Annotated in this window: 16 protein-coding genes; 2 read left to right on the forward strand and 14 right to left on the reverse strand. The window is 36.4% G+C overall.

What is annotated here, in order from left to right:
* Window positions 1-201: 201 nt before the first annotated feature.
* Window positions 202-984 (forward strand): DUF4239 domain-containing protein, encoded by a 783-nt coding sequence (locus UABHE_RS05445; protein WP_372369235.1) that lies wholly within the window; start codon window positions 202-204, stop codon window positions 982-984.
* Between the two features lie 45 nt (window positions 985-1,029).
* On the opposite strand, the gene UABHE_RS05450 is transcribed toward UABHE_RS05445, so the two are convergent.
* The 14 genes from UABHE_RS05450 to UABHE_RS05515 form a co-directional block, all read right to left on the reverse strand.
* Window positions 1,030-2,874, reverse strand: a complete 1,845-nt coding sequence (locus UABHE_RS05450) for a C25 family cysteine peptidase (RefSeq protein WP_372369236.1) — start codon at window positions 2,872-2,874, stop codon at window positions 1,030-1,032.
* 138 nt (window positions 2,875-3,012) lie between these two features.
* Entirely contained in the window at window positions 3,013-4,674 is a 1,662-nt protein-coding gene (locus tag UABHE_RS05455) for a hypothetical protein (protein ID WP_372369237.1), read from the reverse strand.
* Window positions 4,675-4,961: 287 nt separating this feature from the next.
* Window positions 4,962-7,100: a protein kinase gene (locus UABHE_RS05460; RefSeq protein ID WP_372369238.1), complete on the reverse strand. Its 2,139-nt coding sequence runs from the start codon at window positions 7,098-7,100 to the stop codon at window positions 4,962-4,964.
* 7 nt (window positions 7,101-7,107) lie between these two features.
* Complete coding sequence (locus tag UABHE_RS05465) at window positions 7,108-7,656, reverse strand: GNAT family N-acetyltransferase (RefSeq protein ID WP_372369239.1); 549 nt, start codon at window positions 7,654-7,656, stop codon at window positions 7,108-7,110.
* A gap of 4 nt (window positions 7,657-7,660) precedes the next feature.
* Window positions 7,661-8,653 carry a thioredoxin-disulfide reductase gene (gene trxB / locus UABHE_RS05470; RefSeq protein WP_372369240.1) on the reverse strand — a complete coding sequence of 331 codons (993 nt, stop codon included), beginning with the start codon at window positions 8,651-8,653 and terminating at the stop codon, window positions 7,661-7,663.
* A gap of 2 nt (window positions 8,654-8,655) precedes the next feature.
* Complete coding sequence (locus tag UABHE_RS05475; protein ID WP_372369242.1) at window positions 8,656-9,960, reverse strand: Glu/Leu/Phe/Val dehydrogenase; 1,305 nt, start codon at window positions 9,958-9,960, stop codon at window positions 8,656-8,658.
* A gap of 18 nt (window positions 9,961-9,978) precedes the next feature.
* Complete coding sequence (locus UABHE_RS05480; protein ID WP_372369243.1) at window positions 9,979-11,922, reverse strand: acetoacetate--CoA ligase; 1,944 nt, start codon at window positions 11,920-11,922, stop codon at window positions 9,979-9,981.
* A 12-nt stretch (window positions 11,923-11,934) separates the two neighbouring features.
* Window positions 11,935-13,023, reverse strand: a complete 1,089-nt coding sequence (gene hppD / locus UABHE_RS05485; RefSeq protein ID WP_372369244.1) for a 4-hydroxyphenylpyruvate dioxygenase — start codon at window positions 13,021-13,023, stop codon at window positions 11,935-11,937.
* 191 nt (window positions 13,024-13,214) lie between these two features.
* Window positions 13,215-13,829, reverse strand: coding sequence for an endonuclease III (nth, locus tag UABHE_RS05490; RefSeq protein WP_372369245.1), 615 nt, complete (start codon window positions 13,827-13,829; stop codon window positions 13,215-13,217).
* Window positions 13,798-14,727: a hypothetical protein gene (locus UABHE_RS05495; protein ID WP_372369246.1), complete on the reverse strand. Its 930-nt coding sequence runs from the start codon at window positions 14,725-14,727 to the stop codon at window positions 13,798-13,800. Before UABHE_RS05495 ends, nth begins: the two co-directional genes overlap by 32 nt.
* An 11-nt stretch (window positions 14,728-14,738) precedes the next feature.
* A complete protein-coding gene (locus UABHE_RS05500; RefSeq protein ID WP_372369247.1) occupies window positions 14,739-15,293 on the reverse strand; it encodes a hypothetical protein in 555 nt (184 codons plus the stop codon).
* A 2-nt stretch (window positions 15,294-15,295) separates the two neighbouring features.
* On the reverse strand, window positions 15,296-15,754 hold the full coding sequence (locus tag UABHE_RS05505; protein ID WP_372369248.1) for a hypothetical protein: 459 nt from the start codon (window positions 15,752-15,754) through the stop codon (window positions 15,296-15,298).
* 9 nt (window positions 15,755-15,763) lie between these two features.
* Window positions 15,764-17,134 carry a type IV pilus twitching motility protein PilT gene (locus tag UABHE_RS05510; protein ID WP_372369249.1) on the reverse strand — a complete coding sequence of 457 codons (1,371 nt, stop codon included), beginning with the start codon at window positions 17,132-17,134 and terminating at the stop codon, window positions 15,764-15,766.
* Window positions 17,135-17,472: 338 nt separating this feature from the next.
* Complete coding sequence (locus tag UABHE_RS05515) at window positions 17,473-18,564, reverse strand: type IV pilus twitching motility protein PilT (RefSeq protein ID WP_372369250.1); 1,092 nt, start codon at window positions 18,562-18,564, stop codon at window positions 17,473-17,475.
* A 253-nt stretch (window positions 18,565-18,817) separates the two neighbouring features.
* Between UABHE_RS05515 and UABHE_RS05520 the strand changes: the two genes are divergently transcribed.
* Window positions 18,818-19,177 carry a hypothetical protein gene (locus UABHE_RS05520; protein ID WP_372369251.1) on the forward strand — a complete coding sequence of 120 codons (360 nt, stop codon included), beginning with the start codon at window positions 18,818-18,820 and terminating at the stop codon, window positions 19,175-19,177.
* Window positions 19,178-19,329 lie beyond the last annotated feature (152 nt).

Here is a 19,329-nt window from a genome sequence, read left to right on the forward strand (position 1 = left end):
TAATAATAGCAATGATCAACTCCTTATATTGGGAATTTTACAGAGCATGTTTTGTAACTTCTGCTACTCACTTAATTGTGTTGTTACAAACACAATTATATGTTATTACGTACATCTAAGTACAAGTTTTGTTAAATCACTTATTTTTGAAAGTAGTTATCTCAAGCATTTTACGTACGCTTCACTTTTCAAGGGGAAAGCATGTTTATATATATACGAGCAGCACTTATTACTGCGGCAGCGATTGGCGGTAGTTATTACGTTCATTCTAATCCGCATGATTTCTTGCCTATTGCCGCTGGTGGTGACACTGGTGGGTTTGAAATATTTTTTAGTATACTAGGTACTATTTATGCTGTAATGTCGGGTTTCGTGATGTTGGTTGTTTTAGATAATTACACCAAAATCAAGGATCACTTGGCAGAAGAAGTGAATAGTTTACAAGATTTACGAGATTTTTTATTGTATGTTGACAACCAAGAAGAGAATGTACAAAACGTAAAAGATAAACTCAAGGTCTATGTGGATTCACTTGTTGGCACCGAGTGGAGCTCTATGATGAAAAAAAAGAAAGTTCATGTAGATACTTCAGATGAAATTTATTCTTTGATGGATAGCATTCACAAACTTGAAATTAGCAATGATAGTGACCAAGTTGCTTTGGGAAAACTAATAGAGGTTGTTGGACGTGTAACAACACTACGCACCGAACGCTTAACAGCATGCAGCGAAGCATTACCAAGATCACTTCTCCACGTAATGTTATTGCTATCATGGGCGGTCATCATTGTGTTTATGCTAGTTCCTGTGGGTAATTTTTTTATGATCGTTGCTCTCAATGGTTTTGTGGCATTTGTGGTAACGATGATTTACGGAATGATCCAGGATTTAAACAATCCATTTAAAGGAAGCTGGCGTCTTAAACCTGATTTATTTGTGGACTTGCAGAAAAATTTACATAGAGGTGATGGTGGTAAGGTTTAAATAAAATAAAGCTTTACGAGGAATTTCCTCGTAAAGCTTTAGGAATTACTTGCTGCTAGGAGGTACACTAGGAGTTGCCCAGTATGCTTGTAAACCAGGATCACCCATCAAGTGATACACTTCAAAATAGTATTTAGTTAGATATGAATCAGCTTGCAATACAGCCATGTTACCAGCCAACATCATACCAGCGTTTGTGAAATAGTTTTTCTTATCAAAAGTAGAGTCGTAAGAACCCACTCCTGTGTCTTCACGTTTTGGTGCAACACCATTATCAATGTCAGTTGTGATTGGGCTATTTCCCACACCCCACCAAAAATCTTCGTCCCAATAAGTATAACTACTACCACCAATAAAACCAACAGCACCTTTATTTGGTGTACGCAACCACGCTTCACCAAAACAAGTTTCTACCTCAAACGAATTTGTTAAACAGCAGTTACCAATTACAACAGTGTACTGATTGAAGTTGGTTAGTTTGTTTACGTCGTTTATGGTAAACATTGGATCATGAAAATCGGTCTCAGTACCATGAGCTGTATAGTTGAAAAGTCCTACACCACGACTCACCGCTGCGATAATTTTATCAGAGTTTTGTTGTGAACCAGAAGATAAGAAAGTATTTTGTTCTACACCCTCATAGCCTTGTTTTGAATTGACGTGATACTCTTTAGCATAACGAATATGTGGATATCCTCTTTTTACAGCCCAGTAGCTATCCCAACCAGCGGTCATAACTACTTTCTTTAAGAAACCATAATCAGGAAGGTTGCCACTTTCATAAGCAATAGTCTTGTCAATTTGATTTTTCAATTGCTCAACATTTTGCGCTGAAAAACGACCATGCAGCATATCAGGTAGGTAATCATTTCCCTTTACAGCAGCATAGTACAAGTCAGTTACATAGTAACCTTCTGTACCATCAAATGTTGGTATTTGCTCTTTGTCTCCGACAAGAAGTAGGAATGCAGGAACAATACCATCTTTTGGATTGTCATACTCTTTTTTGATTGCGTCTTGGATATCTTCTTTTGTTTTGCCGATTTTGTCGGTATATAAAACTGTAGAAGTGATATTACGAGCTTTTTTATGATCTACAAAACGCTGTACTTCACCACGAAACATTGGATCAGATACAATTAAATATTTCAAAGCACCTTTGCGTTCAGGTTGTAAAGAGCGCATAGCTGGACTTTGTACTAAAGTGCGACATACATTGTCTACCGGTGGAGATGAATATATTTTTTTGAACTGCTTGGTTTTCTCAATATCAGCATCTTTGAATGTGATTTTAATTTCTACATCAGAGTAGAATTTAATTTTACCGTCTTTAGGACTGTAATCGCATAATTTTACTTGCAGCATGAAAAGGCGAAATCCGCGAAGAATTCCAATTTCTCTTACTGATACAAGGTTAAATTTAGCATAACCTCTTTTGTAAGCAGCTTCCAAGTATGCAAATTCGAAATCTTTTTGTTGTTTACATACCGAAGGTTGGTTAGGAAAAACATCGTAGTTTATACCGAGCTCATCATTGGTATATTCTGTTTCAACAACAGAAACAACCTCTGCACGTACAGTAGAACCAAGAGGTGCTTCGATGAAAGCATTGTGCACTGGTCTTTGTGGTTCTCCTGGGCTGCGAGGGTTAAAACTGTAGGCTCCAGGAAAAATCATTCGCGCAAATTTTCCCTTTGGAGTTTCGACAATTTCGTAATCACCACTACGTAGTTGCGCACGAATTGTCATGGTCGGAGTTTCTGATTCAAAATCTTCTGAAACAAAAACTACTTGATTTTTTTCCACATTGGGATTGATGATAAACTCTTCTGCTACAGTAAATAAACTGAAGAGCAATGCAAAAAATATCAGAAAAATACTTTTCTTCATAAAAAATAATCAGTGTATTTAGAAATACACCGACCTCCCATATTATAGTTTGAGTGAAGAGATCACGTGTCTCTAGATATTTAACCTATATATAATATGGCATTTATTGCAAATTGTCAAACTGTTTCATGTTTAGGTTTAGTGTGGTTTTAATAAGATATTGTTATACTGACACGACCACAGAGTTAACCCACGTTTATTTTGTCCATATAGATTTTTTGGTAAATAAATAATGTAGGGTTTTGTTGATTTAGGAATCTTACTTGTTAAAGTGTGCCCTTTTATTTGTGCGAATTGAGAAATACTTTTACCTTCGCTAACAATAGTAATTTCTATTTGCTTTTCTTCCATTGGAACCGAAAACCAAATGGTAAGAGTCTTTTGTTGTTGTAGCCTAACAATACGCGGGCGTTCTTCATATATGCCAGACATGAAACGGAAAGGAGGGCCAGGCAACCATGCCGTTTTTTCAAAAGCACCTATGTCTGGTGCTGCGCCAATAAACTGGCTGCGCCAACTTTGTATTTGCAATACTTTACCACTGTCAATTGCAGGACTATTTTCTTGTAAACAAAAATTGCCGTTGGGCGCATCGACAAATTTTGTATCTTGCACTAAACTGTGTTGTTCGTAATCTTGTTGTAATATTTTCTCTGGGTATGATAGATTTGAGATATTATAATCAAGTTTATAACTTGGGTCAAAAATTTCGTGTTGTATTTTTGAGTCAGCGTCTGTTTCTAGCATTGCCACTTCTCGCGTATAAAAAATAGCATTGTTGTAATGATGAAAATAGCGCGTTGTTCCGCCCATTGTTAGAGGACTTCGTGAATACCAACTATTGTGAAAAGCCCAGAAATTTCCTCGCGGGTATGGTCCAGTATTAGCAAATTTATATATCTTTCCTCGACTGTGCCCTCCATTATCTCCTGGCGCTTCATCCCACCAACCAATGTTGCGAAAAACGAACCAATTTTCTCCTGCTACTTCAGTAAAAGATAATAACGCATAGCAATTGTAGAATTTATTGTGGTGTATCCACCAGTTTGATGCACTGCCCTCTGGTTCTACTGGATTATCGCGAATGTACTCAAACTTGTTAGCATACACTTCCACGTTAAAATTATCTTGGTAGTGATCTTTGCGATTTCCAACTATGCGAATAGCATTGTATGCATAGCTAACTAGATTATTGCGAAATACTACACTGCCAAGTATTTGCTTTCCACCTAGTAGAGCTCCGTTGTAAAAACCATATTCACCATGATGCGATTCTGCCCAGGGAATTTTTCTCCACATATCGCCACTAGGATCTTGTGTCCAGCTATTACTATCAACAAGTAGATGGTGCGTTTTTTTTCCTCTAGCAAATATTGGCCATCTTGCTCCAGTAAATTTACAATTACTCACCGTAATATAAGAACTATTTTTAATCAAAATAGTGGTGTTCCAATAGTCGCGAAATTCTATATTACTTATTGTTATCCATGTCTTTTTTTCTATATGAAAAGCAGGTTTTTGGGTTTTACCTGCTTGCGTTTGGCCATCAAGTATAACTCCCTTGTTACCGATTATTTCCAAAGGTTTGTCGGGAAACCCTTGGCGTTTTATTTCACAGTGAACATTGTATATTCCTGGAAGTAATTCGATGCGCATAGATTTTCCATCTAGAGCTTCTTGCAAAGTTACAGTATTTATTTTTGTACCTTCGTAAAAAAAACTTCTGCCGTCAGGGGTTACAAAAACAGTATTTGCGTAAGAAAGTGATAGACTAAAGATAAAAGCTATAAAAATTTTCAAAATAAATCTCCTTTAGGATGCAGCGTTTCTTTTTAAGTGAGCCGCAAAAAGTTTTTGAGCACGTGCAAGTCAGCGTAGAATTTGAGTGTCAAAGAAGGACAGCCTGAGAGGCACATAACTGTAGCTATGTAACCGAAGGCTCAACGCCGTTATGACACTCAAAGGCAAGCTGCGTGCTCTTAAAAACTTTTTGCGACTTGCTTAACCTAAAAAATCTAAATCTAAAGCTAAGTAAATAACGCTTGTCGTGCACCTAACTACTGAATAGATTTGGTTTTAGAAGCAGATTACTTTTTTTGTAAGATACGGATTGCATTGTTAATTTTTGATAGCTCTGTTTTAGGAGCTACAGCTTGTGCCCTTTTCCAAAAATTTAATGCTAGCCTGTTGTTTCTTTTGGCTTGGTATAGTTCTGCCATTGCTATAAGAACATCCACATCTTTTGGATGAATGTCTAGTACTTTTTTTAAATCTTGTTCTGCTTGCGTAAAATTACCTATTTTGAGATGTGTAATTCCTCGGAAATAATGAGACTGGCTATGCTGAGGATTAGCTTGTAATGCATTATTGAGAAAGCCTACTGCCATTTGGTATTTTTGTTGTTTGTAAAGAATAATTCCAGTATTGAGGTATGGGAAAACCAAATGAGAATTTTTTTGCGATACTTCGCGATAGATATCAATTGCTTTTCTATACTTGCCTTGTTCTTGGAACAATACACCTAAATTATGGTAAATTGCTGCATCATCAGGATTTAGAGAAATAGCTTTGCGGTAGTCCTGTTCTGCCAGTAAATATTTTTTGGTATCCATATAGAGATTTCCACGCATTGCATACACTTCCGAGGACGCTTTAATAGTCAAAGAACGATTGAAATCTTCTAAAGCGAGCTCATATTGCTTATTGTTTTGAAATAAACGTCCTCTGTTAGCGTATGTTTTTGCCTCATTGGGATTTGCGCGAATAAGTTTTCCGTATATTTTTACCACTTGTTGTTGTTGTTTTTTAGTGCCTTTTCCCATTACAAATGCATATAAACGCAATAATTTTTCATCCTCTTTACCAATTACTTCTAAACGACTGAGTTCTTCAAAAGCATTTTGAAGAGCTGCAATGAGTTGCCTATCTTCCTGAATAAATCGATGATTCCAGTAAAAGTTTCGTAGGGAGGAAATAATTGACTTTAATATTTTGATACTATTATTGCGCTCTTGCTCTACTTTTTTTCGTTGTGTTTCTACAGCTTGCTTTTGTTGTAGTATTTGATAATTGTGATTTTGTAAAATAATAATATATGAAATGGCGATGGTCGTTATAAAGAATATAGTTGTTACAACACCTAAACACAGTAACTTGTTACGTATGGCATATTTTTTAAACTTGTTCCATGCGCTTGGTGGCGAGGCAAAAATTGGCCGATTGTCTAAGAAATTTTGCAAATCTTTCGCTAGCAACCGACTGTTTTTGTACCGACTATTAGGGGTCTTTTCTAGACACTTAAGACAAATAGTTTCTAACTCTATAGGTATTTCTGAGTTTAACTGGCGTATAGAAATAGGTTCTTCGTTTTCTATTCTTTCTAGTAAACGAATGTAATTGTTTTCTTCGAATACTTTTCTTCCTGTCAGACACTCATATAGTGTTGCTCCTAAAGAATAAAGATCACTTAACTTGTTTACTTTATCTCCTCTAGCTTGTTCAGGTGACATATAAAATGGTGTACCAACGACTTGGCCGGTTTGCGATAAACCATTGTGAGTTTGCGATTTGGCAAGTCCAAAATCCGTTAGTTTGGGATCACCACAATTATCAATCATAATATTGGCAGGTTTTATATCGCGGTGCACGATACCTTTGCGATGTGTCGTTTCAAGAGCTAAGGCACATTTGCGAATGATCATTGCTACTTGACGAAAAGTTAGCTTTTTCATCTGTTCTTTTAAGTTACCACCTTCAATGCACTCCATAGTGTAGTATATACTGGGAGTGTGTCCTACTTCAAAGACACGCACTATATTAGGATGGTCTAATTGCGCACATGCTGATGCTTCGCGAAGGAACAGTTGTCGCTCTTCATCTGTTATCGCAAGAGATGATACTAGTTTTAATGCTACTGTACGTCGCAAATTTGTATCAAACACTTTATACACAAAGCCCATTCCACCACTGCCGAGTTTACTTTGTACTTGATAGTGGCCGAAAAAATCGCCTGGGTTTAGCAAATAATGAACAGAATTATGTTTTGGTTGAGATAAACTGGTAATTTGTAAGGCGCTGAGAATATTCTGTTGAACAAGAATATCTAACAACGGGGTATTTTTTCCGTGTTGTTGGGTATTTTTTTGTATTTGCAAACATGTTGTTATTTGTTGTTGAGTGATTAATTTTTGCGATATTGCTTTGTGTATAATTTGTTTAGGGTCCATTTTTTCCTTAGGTTGGTTTTAATTTATATACAACTTCATCGAGAATACTTCCTGACATTGTCTGTACTTTTTTCTCTTGGTAAATAATTCCGCCCAAAAATTCTGCAATTTTTCTACTAGAGATGTTAGCGCGATCTACAGGATATATAAAATAATCGATATGCATATTAGAAATAGCCCAGTTTACGAGAGTGACAATTGCTTCGCGTCCGTATTTATTGCCGTGTGCGCTTTTTTTTAACCATATTCCCAATTCTGGTGTTTGGTATCCGCTTCGTCCGTGGAGTCCACAACATCCTAAAAACTCCTCGGTATTTTTATTCAAAATGACGAAGACCAAATCGTTGCCATTTTTCATACCTTGTTGTGATATATTGATAAATGCCATTGTTTCTGATATATCATCGGCTGATTTTGGCATCATGTAATGTGTTATTTCAGGGGTAAATTCGCGAAAAATATCTGTGGCATATTTTTCGTTCAAAGAGCGAAGTTGAATTCGCTCTCCGTTTACACACAGCGATGTAAAATCTATTTTGTTAAATACGGTATACATGTTTTTAGTTTTCTGGATCTTTGTGGACAGAAAGAAACTCTTCAGCAGCCATCGCCGCTTTGCATCCCATTCCAGCAGCAGTAATCGCTTGTTGGAATTGCCAGTCGACAACATCTCCAGCGGCAAAAACTCCAGGAATAGCGGTTTCCACATCACAGGTGGCGCAGTTTTTTTCGTGAGTTGTTGGGACAATGTAACCATCATTGTTTGTAGCGAGTTTTCCGTATAAGAATTCAATGTTTGGTATGTGCCCTATTGCAATAAAAACACCATTGCATTCAAGTTTTTCTATTGTAGTGCCTGCTTTTTCCGAAGAAGGGTTACCATCAGGATGTTTAGCGACATTGACATGACTTACATAATTGCCTTCTCCACATATTTCAACGAGCGCACTATTCCAGTGAACTGTTACTTTTGGATTGTTGAGAGTGCGGTCTTGCATTATTTTTGATGCTCGTAAGGTATCTCGTCTGTGGATTAGATGTACTTCTTTAGCAAAACGTGTCAAGAATGTTGCGTCTTCCATTGCTGTGTCGCCACCACCAACAACAACGACAACTTTGTCTTTGTAGAGTGCTCCATCGCAAGTAGCACAGGTAGATACTGTTTTTCCAAAAAATTCTTGTTCTCCAGGAATACTAAGAAGCTTTGCTCGCGCACCAGAAGCAATGATAAGTGAGTGTGCATAATATTCGCCACTATCTGCGGTTATTTTAAAGGGCCTTTTTTCCAAATCGACTTGTTGTACATTTTCCATTAGATACTTCGCGCCGAATTTACTTGCTTGCGATTTCATACGATCCATAAGATCATAGCCATTAATTCCATCGGGAAAACCAGGGAAATTCTCTACCGAACTTGTCAAACTCAATTGCCCTCCTGGTTCGTGACCTTCGAACACCAAAGGGTTTAGGTTTGCTCTTGCAGCATAAATAGCTGCAGTGTGCCCAGCACATCCAGATCCGATGATGATTACATCTCGTGTATTTTCACTCATTGTTATTTACCTTTCTCATGCCATGTATTTTTTATCAAAGAATCAATAATTTGTTTCCCACGATGACCAAAAATAGGGTGTTTTTCTAAAGATAGTTCTGTGGCTAATTTTATAGCTGTTTGCCCTGGAGGTGTGCCATTTTCCTTTGCTAATTTCAATGTTTTTAAAGTCATTTTATACACCGAATAGTCCCAGCTTTTATCCAAATGTCTTTCAAAAAAAGGATCGCTATTTATATAACCGTACTGTTCGTTGGAGCAGTTAACAATTCCCATACGGTTTACTAAAAAATCGGGAACATAGTATATATTTTTAGAAAAAAGTAGTTTGTCGTCGCGCGCAGCGTCTTCTAATTGATTATTGGCTGCCCCGCAAACGACCTTAGTGTTCAATTTTTCAATACTTGCCGGTTTTAATATTCCGCCAGTGGCGCAAGGAGCAAATACATCACAAGGAGTTGCTAAAATCGAATTATCGTTTTTTGTAGTAAGTATTGTTTCTATTTTTGGAAATTTTGCTTTAGCACGTTCTATCGATTCAGGAAAAATGTCACTGGCAATTACTTTTCCGACATTTTTTTCAAATAAGAAACCTATTAGCTCTAAACCAACATGTCCCATTCCTTGTACAACAACCGTTTTTCCTTCTATAGAACTATTGTCATAAAACTTTAAAGCCGCTTCCATTCCACAAAGAACGCCTCTTGCGGTTGCAGAAGAAGGGTTACCACTTCCTCCTACCTTCGGTGGAATGCAAGTGACAAAACGCGTGTTTGTAAATATGTTGTCTATATCTGTTGGTGTAGTTCCTACATCTTCAGCGGTAATATAGCAACCATTTAATGAAGTGATAAATTTTCCGTAGGACTGAAATATTTCTTCTCTCACTTTGGGATCATTTTTATTTACTTTTGGATTATCGATAATAACACCTTTGCCACCGCCCCACCATAAACCAGCTAAAGCGTTTTTGTGTGTCATTCCTTTCGATAATCTTAAGCCATCTCTTAGGAAATCTTCTGTTGTTTCATAATTCCAAAAACGAGTTCCGCCGGCACCTTGGCCGCGGCAAGTTCGATGCACAAATGCTGCTTGCAGGATATCGTACTTCTCAAAAAGCGCAAAGAAAATTCCCTCGTGTTCTTCATAGTCTCTTTTATCTTTGTTGAAAAAATCAGCAATTGGTTGTAACTGTGGATGCGAAGTACAACATTTATTGTTGTTATGAATAAAGTAAAAGCGCTTAATGTTATTATTTTTTAAAAACTCAATAAATTCAGCAGGCGAAGAGTGAAGTAAATCCACCATAACTATGTCCTTATTAGATTATTCTTGTAATGGAGAAATATTTTTATACAGTTCTAGCGATTCAGGGTTTTTAAGTGCATCTTGGTTGTAGACTGGGCGTCCATGGATAATTTCACGAACAGCAATTTCCACTTTTTTCATACTAATAGTATAAGGTATATCATCTATAGCGATAATTTTCGCGGGTACATGGCGAATGGAAGCATTTTTACGAATAGTATTTTTAATGATTTGTTGCAATTCTTCATCGAGTTCATGACCACTAGCCATTTTGACAAATAAAACAACTCGCGTATCATTTTGCCATTCTTGGCCAACAACAACACTGTCTTCTATTTGAAAAAGAGACTCAACTTGTCGATAAATTTCTGCTGTTCCTATGCGTACGCCGCCAGGATTTAAAGTTGTATCGGAGCGTCCGTAAATAACAATCCCGCCGTTTTTGGTTATTTCAATATAGTCTCCATGTCGCCAAGTATCTTCGTATACCGAAAAATAGGCTTTTTTGTAGCGAGAACCATCTTTATCATTCCAGAAATAAATTGGCATTGATGGAAATGGCGAAAGACATACGAGCTCGCCTTTTTGTTCTAGCACTTCTTCTCCATCGTGGTTAAAGGCAACAACATGCATACCTAAGCATTTTCCTTGGATTTCACCGGCAAAAACGGGAGAAATAGGATTTCCGCCGACAAAACAGCCATTGAGATCTGTACCACCAGAGATAGAAGCAAGGTGTACATCTTCTTTAATGTGTTTGTGGACAAAATAAAAGCTTTCTTCTGGTAATGGTGAACCAGTAGACAATATCGATTTTAATTTAGACAAATCCCACTTCTCGCCAGGATAAACTTTCTTTTGTTCTAAGGCGGTTATATAACGGGCACTTGTTCCAAAAATACTAATATGGTGGCGTTCCGCCATTTCCCATAAACTGTGATCATTAGGAAAAAAAGGCGAACCATCGTAGAGTAAAACGGTTGCTCCTGTTGCTAAAGAACTCACTAGCCAATTCCACATCATCCAACCACATGTTGTATAGTAAAAAATAGTGTCTGATCTTTTGACATCGACGTGTAGCACTAATTCTTTGAGATGATTAATTAAAATACCACCTACGCTTTGCACCATACATTTTGGAAGACCTGTTGTTCCCGAAGAATACATAATATAAAGAGGATGGTCAAAAGGAACTTGGGCAAATTCGACTTCTTGCGCATCGTTTTTTACAAACTCTTTGTAAGTAACGCTATTTTTTATCTGCGAAATTTCGCTTTTAGGCAAGTATGAAACGACAACTACTTTTTCAATAGAAGGTAGCTTCTCTATAATTTGCTGTACTCTGTCTAAGGAATCGTTGGGTTTACCGTTGTAATAATAGCCGTTTGCTGTGAACAATACTTTAGGTTGTATTTGTCCAAAACGATCAAGCACTCCTTTAATTCCGAAATCTGGAGAGCAAGAAGACCATACTGCTCCTAAGCTTGTTGTAGCAAGCATAGCAACAACCGACTCTATCATGTTTGGCATAAATCCTGCTATGCGATCGCCACATTGGACACCAAGATCTCTAAGGGATCTAGCTAATTTCGCGACAGACAAATAAAGCTCTTTGTATGTTATTGAACGATTAACTTGATTTTCTCCTTGAAATACAATAGCAGTATTCTCATCGCGGTATTTCAATAGATTTTCTGCAAAATTGAGTTTCGCTTGAGTAAACCATTTTGCATCGCGCATTTTTGCACCTACACTTAAGACTTCTTGGTATGGTGTACTTGCCTTGATTTCAACAAAATCCCATACCCTCTTCCAAAAATGATCAAGATTTTCTACAGACCACTTATGAAGCTCTTTGTAATCATTAATGTGTATACCATCTGTTTGCAATTTATTTATAAAATTTTGCATGTTTGATGCAGCAATGCGTTCTGTGTGTGGTGTCCAAAGTGGTTTTTGCATAGAATTTTATCCTTACAGTGTACCGCGACGAGCTTGTTCTCGTTCTATGGATTGGAATAAAGCTTTAAAGTTACCTTTACCAAAACTTTCTGCGCCTTTTCTTTGAATAATTTCAAAGAATACTGTTGGGCGATCTTGGATTGGGCGCGTAAAAATTTGTAATAAATATCCACCATCATCGCGATCTACCAAAATTCCTAATTCTTCTAAAACACTGAGATCTTCATCTATTTTTCCTACACGATCTTGCAGTTCTTCGTAGTATATTTTAGGTGTTGGTAAACAATCAAGGCCATTTTGTCGTAGTTGTTTTACTGTTTCAATTATATTATCGGTAGAAAAAGCAATGTGTTGTACTCCAGCTCCAGAATAAAACTCTACAAATTCTTGGATTTGTGATTTTTTCATACCTTCTGCAGGTTCATTTATTGGCATTTTAACTTTTTTGTTACCACTAGCAACTACAACAGAACGCAAAGAAGTAAAATCGGTAGATATATCTTTGTCATCTGCTGTCCAAAATCTATGGAAATCAAATACTTTTTCGTACCAACTTACAATCTTTTCCATATCGCCGTCTGGTTGATTACCGACAATGTGGTCTATAAACTGAAGTCCTGTTGGGTTTACAGGGGTTTTGGACTCTACTGTTTTGAAACCAGGTAAGAAACCCTTGTAGTTGTCGCGTTGTACAAACGTATGAATAACATCGCCATAACTTTTTATAGATGCCATAGTAATTTTTCCGTGGTCATCTTCTATGGTGTGTGGTTCTTTTATAGAGATAGCACCACGCGAAGTTGTTATTTCCCAAGCTTTTTGAGCATTATCAACGGTATAGGCAATGTCTTGTACGCCATCACCATGTAAACGAATGTGCTCGTTCAACTTACTTTCAGCATGTAAAGGTGAAGTCAAAAGGAAGTAAACGTCATTTTGTTTCATAACATAAGTTACTTGATCGCGGCAACCTGTCTCTAAACCTTCATAGGCAACTTGTTCAAAACCAAAAATACTTTGATAATAGTAAGCGGCTTGCTTGGCATTACCAACAATAAAACGCACGTGATCAAAGCCAAGGAGTTCAAAAGGTGTTGTCATTTTAATCTCTTTCTAGTAGGGGCTGTTATCAATTAATTATAGCGCGACCTTGACTTTCATCATGATCGTAATCGTAGTCCTAGTCGTGTTTTAAATAAATATGAAAAGTATAGTTACTTTTACAAATAAAGATAAAATCGGTCATGGTTTAAACGAAAATAGACTTTTTTCTAATTGATCTACGCCCTTAGTTAAATCCAAGAGCAAATGGGGCATTCTTCGAGAATATGCCCTCTTGCTTTACAATATTCACGGCCAAAAAAAATAATTTGCAAATGCAGTTTTTGCCAATATTTTTTGGCGTATATCTTTTTTAAATCTCTTTCTGTTTGTACAACAGATTTACCACTGGAGAGCTTCCAGCGTTTTGCGCAACGATGAATATGAGTATCTACAGGAAACGCTGGCACGTTAAAAGCTTGACTGACTACAACAGAAGCTGTTTTGTGGCCAACGCCAGGCAACATTTCTAAGTGGTCCATGTTTTGTGGCACTTCAGAATCGTGTTTGTCTATTAATATTTGAGAAAGATCGCGAATTGCTTTTGATTTTCTTGGTGCAAGTCCGCATGGACGAATAATATTTTCAATTTGTTTATAGCGTAACTTCACCATTTTCTGTGGTGTATCTGCTTTGGCAAACAGTTGCGGAGTAATTTTATTTACACGTACATCTGTGCATTGCGCAGATAGTAATACTGCAATTAATAATGTATAAGAGTCTTTATGATCTAACGGAATAGGAGTTTCAGGATATAAATTTTCCAGTATCTCTCTAATCTTTTTTGCTCTCTCTCTTTTCGTCATCGTTTTTGTCTTCTATCTCACTTTTCTCTGTTTCACTTTTCTCTGTTTCATTTTTCTCCGTCTCATTTTTCTCTTGAGATTTTTTTGGTTTGTCGTCTGAGTCTTGTTTATTTTGGTTTTCAGCAACAGTGGATTCTTTTTTTGACGGAGGTTCAGAATCTACTTTTTTTTCTTTCTTTTCTAACAAGAGACGATCGTTATCGTTCTTGCTTTGCTTCCATTTTTCATTAAGACCACGAATTTTATCGATAACCTCGGTATATGATTTACGCGAAGCGCGTTTTTCATTTTTATGAGAAGTATAATCTTCGATAAGCATTACTGCCCATTTGGTCGCATCGCGCATAGTTTGAGCCACCATTTGTCTTTCTTCTAAGTCAGGTTCTTTGGCATAGACTTGCCAATAAGTCATTTCGTTAAACCATGCGCCAAGAGCTACTTGCATTTGTACTAGATTACCAATGTTAGAATTAAGTTCTTGAAGTGGCTTGGTTAAAAGAAAATAACCTAAAGGGATAAAACTCAAAAAAGATAGAAAGCACCCAAGAAAACTATGCCCCTCAAAAAAGGCATATATCCCAAAGCAAAACACTATGATACCGACAACAAAAGTAACGATATGTAGTGCCATCATCATGTAGAAAGAAAATATACCATGGCGTGTCATATCGCTAATTTTTTTTACCGTGTATTGATTTACATAACGTACTTCTTGAACTTGTTCGAGATTATTCGAAATATGATCTACAACTGTTTTAATGGTGGTTAAATTTTGTTCATCAACTGGAATTTGCCATTTTTCAGTTGTTTCTTTTGGGCTATCTTTCCACTCTTCAAGATGAACAGAGTTAGTGTACATTTTTTTTAACAGTTTGTTGATATCGCTTTGTTGTGACATGTTGATCCTCGTTATATTTTAAAAACAGGGGCTGGTGCTAGCTCCTCTGGCACACCAGGAAAATTCTCTTGAATAAAATCCCCCATGGTCTTACGTGTTTGTTCCGATAATAAGCCTTGCATTTTTTCTGTGCATAGGCCACATATTGTAGAGGAGAATAATAACTTTTCTCCTAAGCATAAAGCAAGTAAAGTATGTTCTTTTTCTACTTCTTGCGATTGACATAAGTGACATTCATGCATATCTTCAGTCATCACATAGTTTTCTAAAAAAAAGTTTTGTAGTTTTTCTGTAGATTCTTGTGAATATTCTTTCGCAAGTCCTTGTTGGCACTCAAAACACAATGAATATTCAAAAATAACTCTTTTTTTTCGAAATACTTTTTGAACTTGATAAAGAATTGGTGATTCTTGTAAATGGCGTTCGCAAGACACACAATTACTAAAAGGTGCGCCTGAATAAACAGAATATAGAATTTGTGGTATGGGTTTCGCTTCTCGTTCCATATGAGATAAGAAGTACTGAAAGTCTTCGAAGTTAAAGTCCCCACCTATTTCATCTTGCATTTTTACCTCTTTTGATAATGGTTTTCTAGAGTGTAATTATAAGCGCGGTAGAACGTTTTGTTTTCATCTACAGCGTTCTGGAGTATTTCTTTAAAATTGCTAAGATCTCCTGAGTTTATAACTAAATTACAACTGAGTACATATGACTGTAGCATATTGAACGTCTCAACTAAATCTCCAATAAAAACAGTAAACATGAAACGCCTTATATTCATAGGAAAACTTTGCAATATTTGCATAGCCTCTAAGTGACAATTCTCTTGAAAAATTACAATGTTAAAAGAATGAAAGCGTATTTTCTGTATCGCATCAGTTTCCGATTTCGCAATATAAATTTTACAATCTAAATCGAGAAGCTCGTTTACCAAAAACTGCTCTGTTTTTTTTTGAACAGCGGCCATTACCTTCAAACCTTTGCTGCCTTGTTGTTTTTCACTCAAAATATTTTGCCCAATGTCCATAAACTCTCCTTAATCTTCTTTTTCCATTTTTAAATTATTAAAAGTAAACGGTGAATTACCTATTGGGCTTTGCTTGTCTTTATTTTTTGATAGAGGAATATGTCCTATTGTTTTTTTAGGAAAAACCGATGGTTCTGTGGGTACTTTATTGGTTGACGGAGAACTAATTGGTGGTGATAATTTATCCTTATTTGAAGCGGGTATTTGATTGCGACTATTATTTGAATTAGGTCTAGAAATAGGTTTGTGGATGTTTATACCCGCAATAATGCCGCGTTCAGCATTTACCTTGTCTATTTCTCTGGTGATAACACTACGGCGGGAACAGTATGTTCTGGCTGTCGTTTCGGTTATTAAATTTTGAGAATATAAACTCCCCAGTGATTGATCAAATGAAATCATTCCATACTGTGGACTTTTCGAGATAACATCGTAAAAAGTTTTGTCTTCAGTTTCGCCATTAATTATGATTTCAGTAATACGTGGATTATTTTTTAGTATCTCTAGAGCAGCGATTCTACCTCCATTTGTTCTAGGAATGAGTCTTTGGCCTATAATCCAGCGCAAACTCTCTGCTAGGCGATTGCGAATTAAAGATTGGTCATCTTTATTAAACATTGCGCTTATACGCGAAACGGTTTGTCCAGTATCATTGGTGTGAACAGTACTAAAAACTAAGTGTCCTGTTTCTGCTGCCGTTTGTACAATTTCAAACGTTTCCTTGTCGCGCATTTCTCCTACAAGTATAACTTTTGGTGTTTGACGCAAAGCAGCGCGTAAACCTTGAGGAAATGAAAAGAAATCTAAACCAAGTTCTCGTTGATTCACTGTAGACATTTTATGCGGATGATCAAATTCAATAGGATCTTCCAAAGTGATAATATGAAGACTTTGGTTGGCGTTTATTTCATTAACCATGGCAGCCAAAGTACTCGATTTACCACTACCTGTTGCTCCTGTTACAAGAATTAATCCATTTTTTTCTAATGCTATTTTTTGCAGTACAGGAGGTAGACTGAGTTGTTCTAAGGTAGGGATACTAGCACTGAGTTTACGCAGTACTATAGAATATTGTCCGCGCTGGGAGAATATATTTACACGAAATCTTTCATAGTCCATTAACTGATAAGAACAATCACAAGAACCAGTTGTGACAAGTTGGTGGAGTAAATTGCTATTGTTTTGTATTATATTTAACGCAAATACCTCTGTTTGAAAAGGGGTTAAATTTACAATAGGAATATCCTCAAATTGTGCTGGTTGAAGAATACCAGAACTAACAATCTGCATAGGACGACCAACAGTAAAAATGATGTCAGAAATGTCTTCATAGCTTCGTAAAATTCTTTCTAACATAAAATCAATTTCATTTTTACGCATTGTAATTACCTCTACATTTCTAATAGTTTACAGTTTGTGCTAGTTGAAAAACAAAACATTAGATGTTAGGAGGGAGCCTCCTGGCGAGCCAAAGTCTTTATTTATAAAGACTTTTCAAACATTAAACGTCTTTAAATATAAATTTGGGTAACTTGTACGGTTTTAACAAAAGCTTGGCTCAGAAGAAACTTGCCCTCTGGTGCAATCAATTATAGGATTCGATCTTATGGCAAAATTCTTTTTGGAATTTCAATTAACATAAATCGTAATAGTTTAGTTAGGACGCAAGTGTTTAGTGATGTGACGAAAGTAGTAAATCGTTTTAGTATAAATTTCTTTTACAGTTTAAACATTTCTTTATATTCTTCGGGTATTTCCTTCAAATATTTAATAAAACGTTTTTTCTCGATACATTTATCAAACGCTTCATCCGTTCTAATTAAATTTTCATCGAGTAGTTCCTCAATGTGATCGTCAAGCATACGCATTCCCATACGTTTATTTGTTTGAATAACATTGATTAGTTGATGAGTTTTTCCTTCTCTTACAAGAGCTGATACCGCTGGCGTTTGGATAAGTACTTCTAATGCACAAATACGTCCTGAGCCATCTTTTCTCTTGAACAATGTTTGCGAAACAACTGCTTTTAGAGATTCTGATAGTGTTGTTCGAATTTGGTCTTGCATATTAGCGGGAAAAACCTCGATGATTCGGTCAACTGTTTTTGTTGCATTTTGCGTATGTAGAGTACCAAATACTAAGTGCCCTGTCGCAGCAGCCTCAATTGCTAATTGAATAGTTTCTTGGTCGCGCATTTCTCCTACAAGTATAATATCAGGATCTTCGCGTAAAGCTCCGCGTAGGGCTGCGGAAAAGCTTTTTGTGTCTTTCCCTACTTCGCGATGATTTACTATACAATTGTAAGAGTTATGTTTAAATTCAACAGGGTCTTCCACTGTTAAGATATGATCTTTACGCGTTTTATTTGCGTGATCAATAATTGCCGCTAAGGTTGTTGATTTTCCACTTCCTGTTGGCCCTGTGACCAAAACGAGACCTTTGTGATATGTTGCGAAACGTTTTATTACTTTAGGGAGATCAAGTTGTTCAGCAGTTAATATTTCTGTTGGTATTTGTCGAAAAACAGCAGAAACGCCGTGGGCTTGTTGAAAATAATTTGCTCTGTATCGTCCGACATTCGGCAATTCATAAGCAAAATCAATGTCCCCTGTTTCCTCAAATATTTTTGCTTTGTGCTCTGGGCATATCTCATAAAGTAGTTCTTTGAGTTCGCTGTCTTCTAATTGTTTGAATTTTATTCTTTCAAGATCTCCGCGTATACGTAAAGCAGGTGGATTTCCTGAAGATAAATGTAAATCAGAAGCTCCTTGTACGGTCATTAAGCGAAAAAAAGCATCTATTTTTGCCATATGTTCTCCAACTATATAAGCCCCATCTAAACATATTATACACATCTCGAACGACCGTGTTCGTTGGTTCGAGATTGAAAGTAGAATACTTTAACCTATTTTTATAAATCATTTCTAGATAAAAATTGTATTTTTTTCCGCGAAATTGTTTACAAATGACGGTATCATAGCTATAAATTTATCTTGTTTCCCTATTATTATTTCGCTATAATTCCAGTTTTGTATTTCTATCTGTAAATTTAGAAAGAGTACTATGGATGATCAAAATACTCAACAAAATTATCTGCAAATTCTAGAAGAATTTCGCGAACAAAGGCCAAATGTAGTTGCATGCGCAATTATTAAAAATGGTAACGTTGAATCATGTGTTTTTCCACCTTCTTTTGAAAAAGAAACAATAGCCCTTGTTATTGACTCAACTATTCAAGTGGGGAAGGGAAGTCTAGATAAACTAGGTGGTAAAAACCTAAAGCGAATTTTGTTGAAAAACGAACAAGGTATCATTGTTCTCCAACAACTAACAGACTCTGTTTTATTTGTTCTTGCTGACCAGAACACAAAGCCAGGCTCTTTACTTCTTAGTACCCAGGAACTGGCTACTAAAATGGTATAACTACTGCTGTTCAGGACGTGTCGGCATTTGGACTGTGTAATAAAAGAATTTTGGAGTGTCGACACTCTGTCCCAAAATAGCCAAGTTATTGAGAAAGATAAAATTAGTGGTCAATTACAATTGATTACAATTGTTTTAATTCAAGTAAAACT

The sequence above is a fragment of the Candidatus Uabimicrobium helgolandensis genome (assembly GCF_041508025.1).
Lineage (GTDB): Bacteria > Planctomycetota > Uabimicrobiia > Uabimicrobiales > Uabimicrobiaceae > Uabimicrobium > Uabimicrobium helgolandensis.

What these genes read in the sequence shown, in the direction of transcription:
- UABHE_RS05445 (WP_372369235.1), top strand. Translation starts at nt 202, where the DNA reads ATGTTTATATATATACGAGCAGCACTTATTACTGCGGCAGCGATTGGC.
- UABHE_RS05450 (WP_372369236.1), bottom strand. Translation starts at nt 2,874, where the DNA reads ATGAAGAAAAGTATTTTTCTGATATTTTTTGCATTGCTCTTCAGTTTA.
- UABHE_RS05460 (WP_372369238.1), bottom strand. Translation starts at nt 7,100, where the DNA reads ATGGACCCTAAACAAATTATACACAAAGCAATATCGCAAAAATTAATC.
- UABHE_RS05465 (WP_372369239.1), bottom strand. Translation starts at nt 7,656, where the DNA reads ATGTATACCGTATTTAACAAAATAGATTTTACATCGCTGTGTGTAAAC.
- trxB (WP_372369240.1), bottom strand. Translation starts at nt 8,653, where the DNA reads ATGAGTGAAAATACACGAGATGTAATCATCATCGGATCTGGATGTGCT.
- UABHE_RS05475 (WP_372369242.1), bottom strand. Translation starts at nt 9,960, where the DNA reads ATGGTGGATTTACTTCACTCTTCGCCTGCTGAATTTATTGAGTTTTTA.
- UABHE_RS05480 (WP_372369243.1), bottom strand. Translation starts at nt 11,922, where the DNA reads ATGCAAAAACCACTTTGGACACCACACACAGAACGCATTGCTGCATCA.
- hppD (WP_372369244.1), bottom strand. Translation starts at nt 13,023, where the DNA reads ATGACAACACCTTTTGAACTCCTTGGCTTTGATCACGTGCGTTTTATT.
- nth (WP_372369245.1), bottom strand. Translation starts at nt 13,829, where the DNA reads ATGACGAAAAGAGAGAGAGCAAAAAAGATTAGAGAGATACTGGAAAAT.
- UABHE_RS05495 (WP_372369246.1), bottom strand. Translation starts at nt 14,727, where the DNA reads ATGTCACAACAAAGCGATATCAACAAACTGTTAAAAAAAATGTACACT.
- UABHE_RS05500 (WP_372369247.1), bottom strand. Translation starts at nt 15,293, where the DNA reads ATGCAAGATGAAATAGGTGGGGACTTTAACTTCGAAGACTTTCAGTAC.
- UABHE_RS05505 (WP_372369248.1), bottom strand. Translation starts at nt 15,754, where the DNA reads ATGGACATTGGGCAAAATATTTTGAGTGAAAAACAACAAGGCAGCAAA.
- UABHE_RS05510 (WP_372369249.1), bottom strand. Translation starts at nt 17,134, where the DNA reads ATGCGTAAAAATGAAATTGATTTTATGTTAGAAAGAATTTTACGAAGC.
- UABHE_RS05515 (WP_372369250.1), bottom strand. Translation starts at nt 18,564, where the DNA reads ATGGCAAAAATAGATGCTTTTTTTCGCTTAATGACCGTACAAGGAGCT.
- UABHE_RS05520 (WP_372369251.1), top strand. Translation starts at nt 18,818, where the DNA reads ATGGATGATCAAAATACTCAACAAAATTATCTGCAAATTCTAGAAGAA.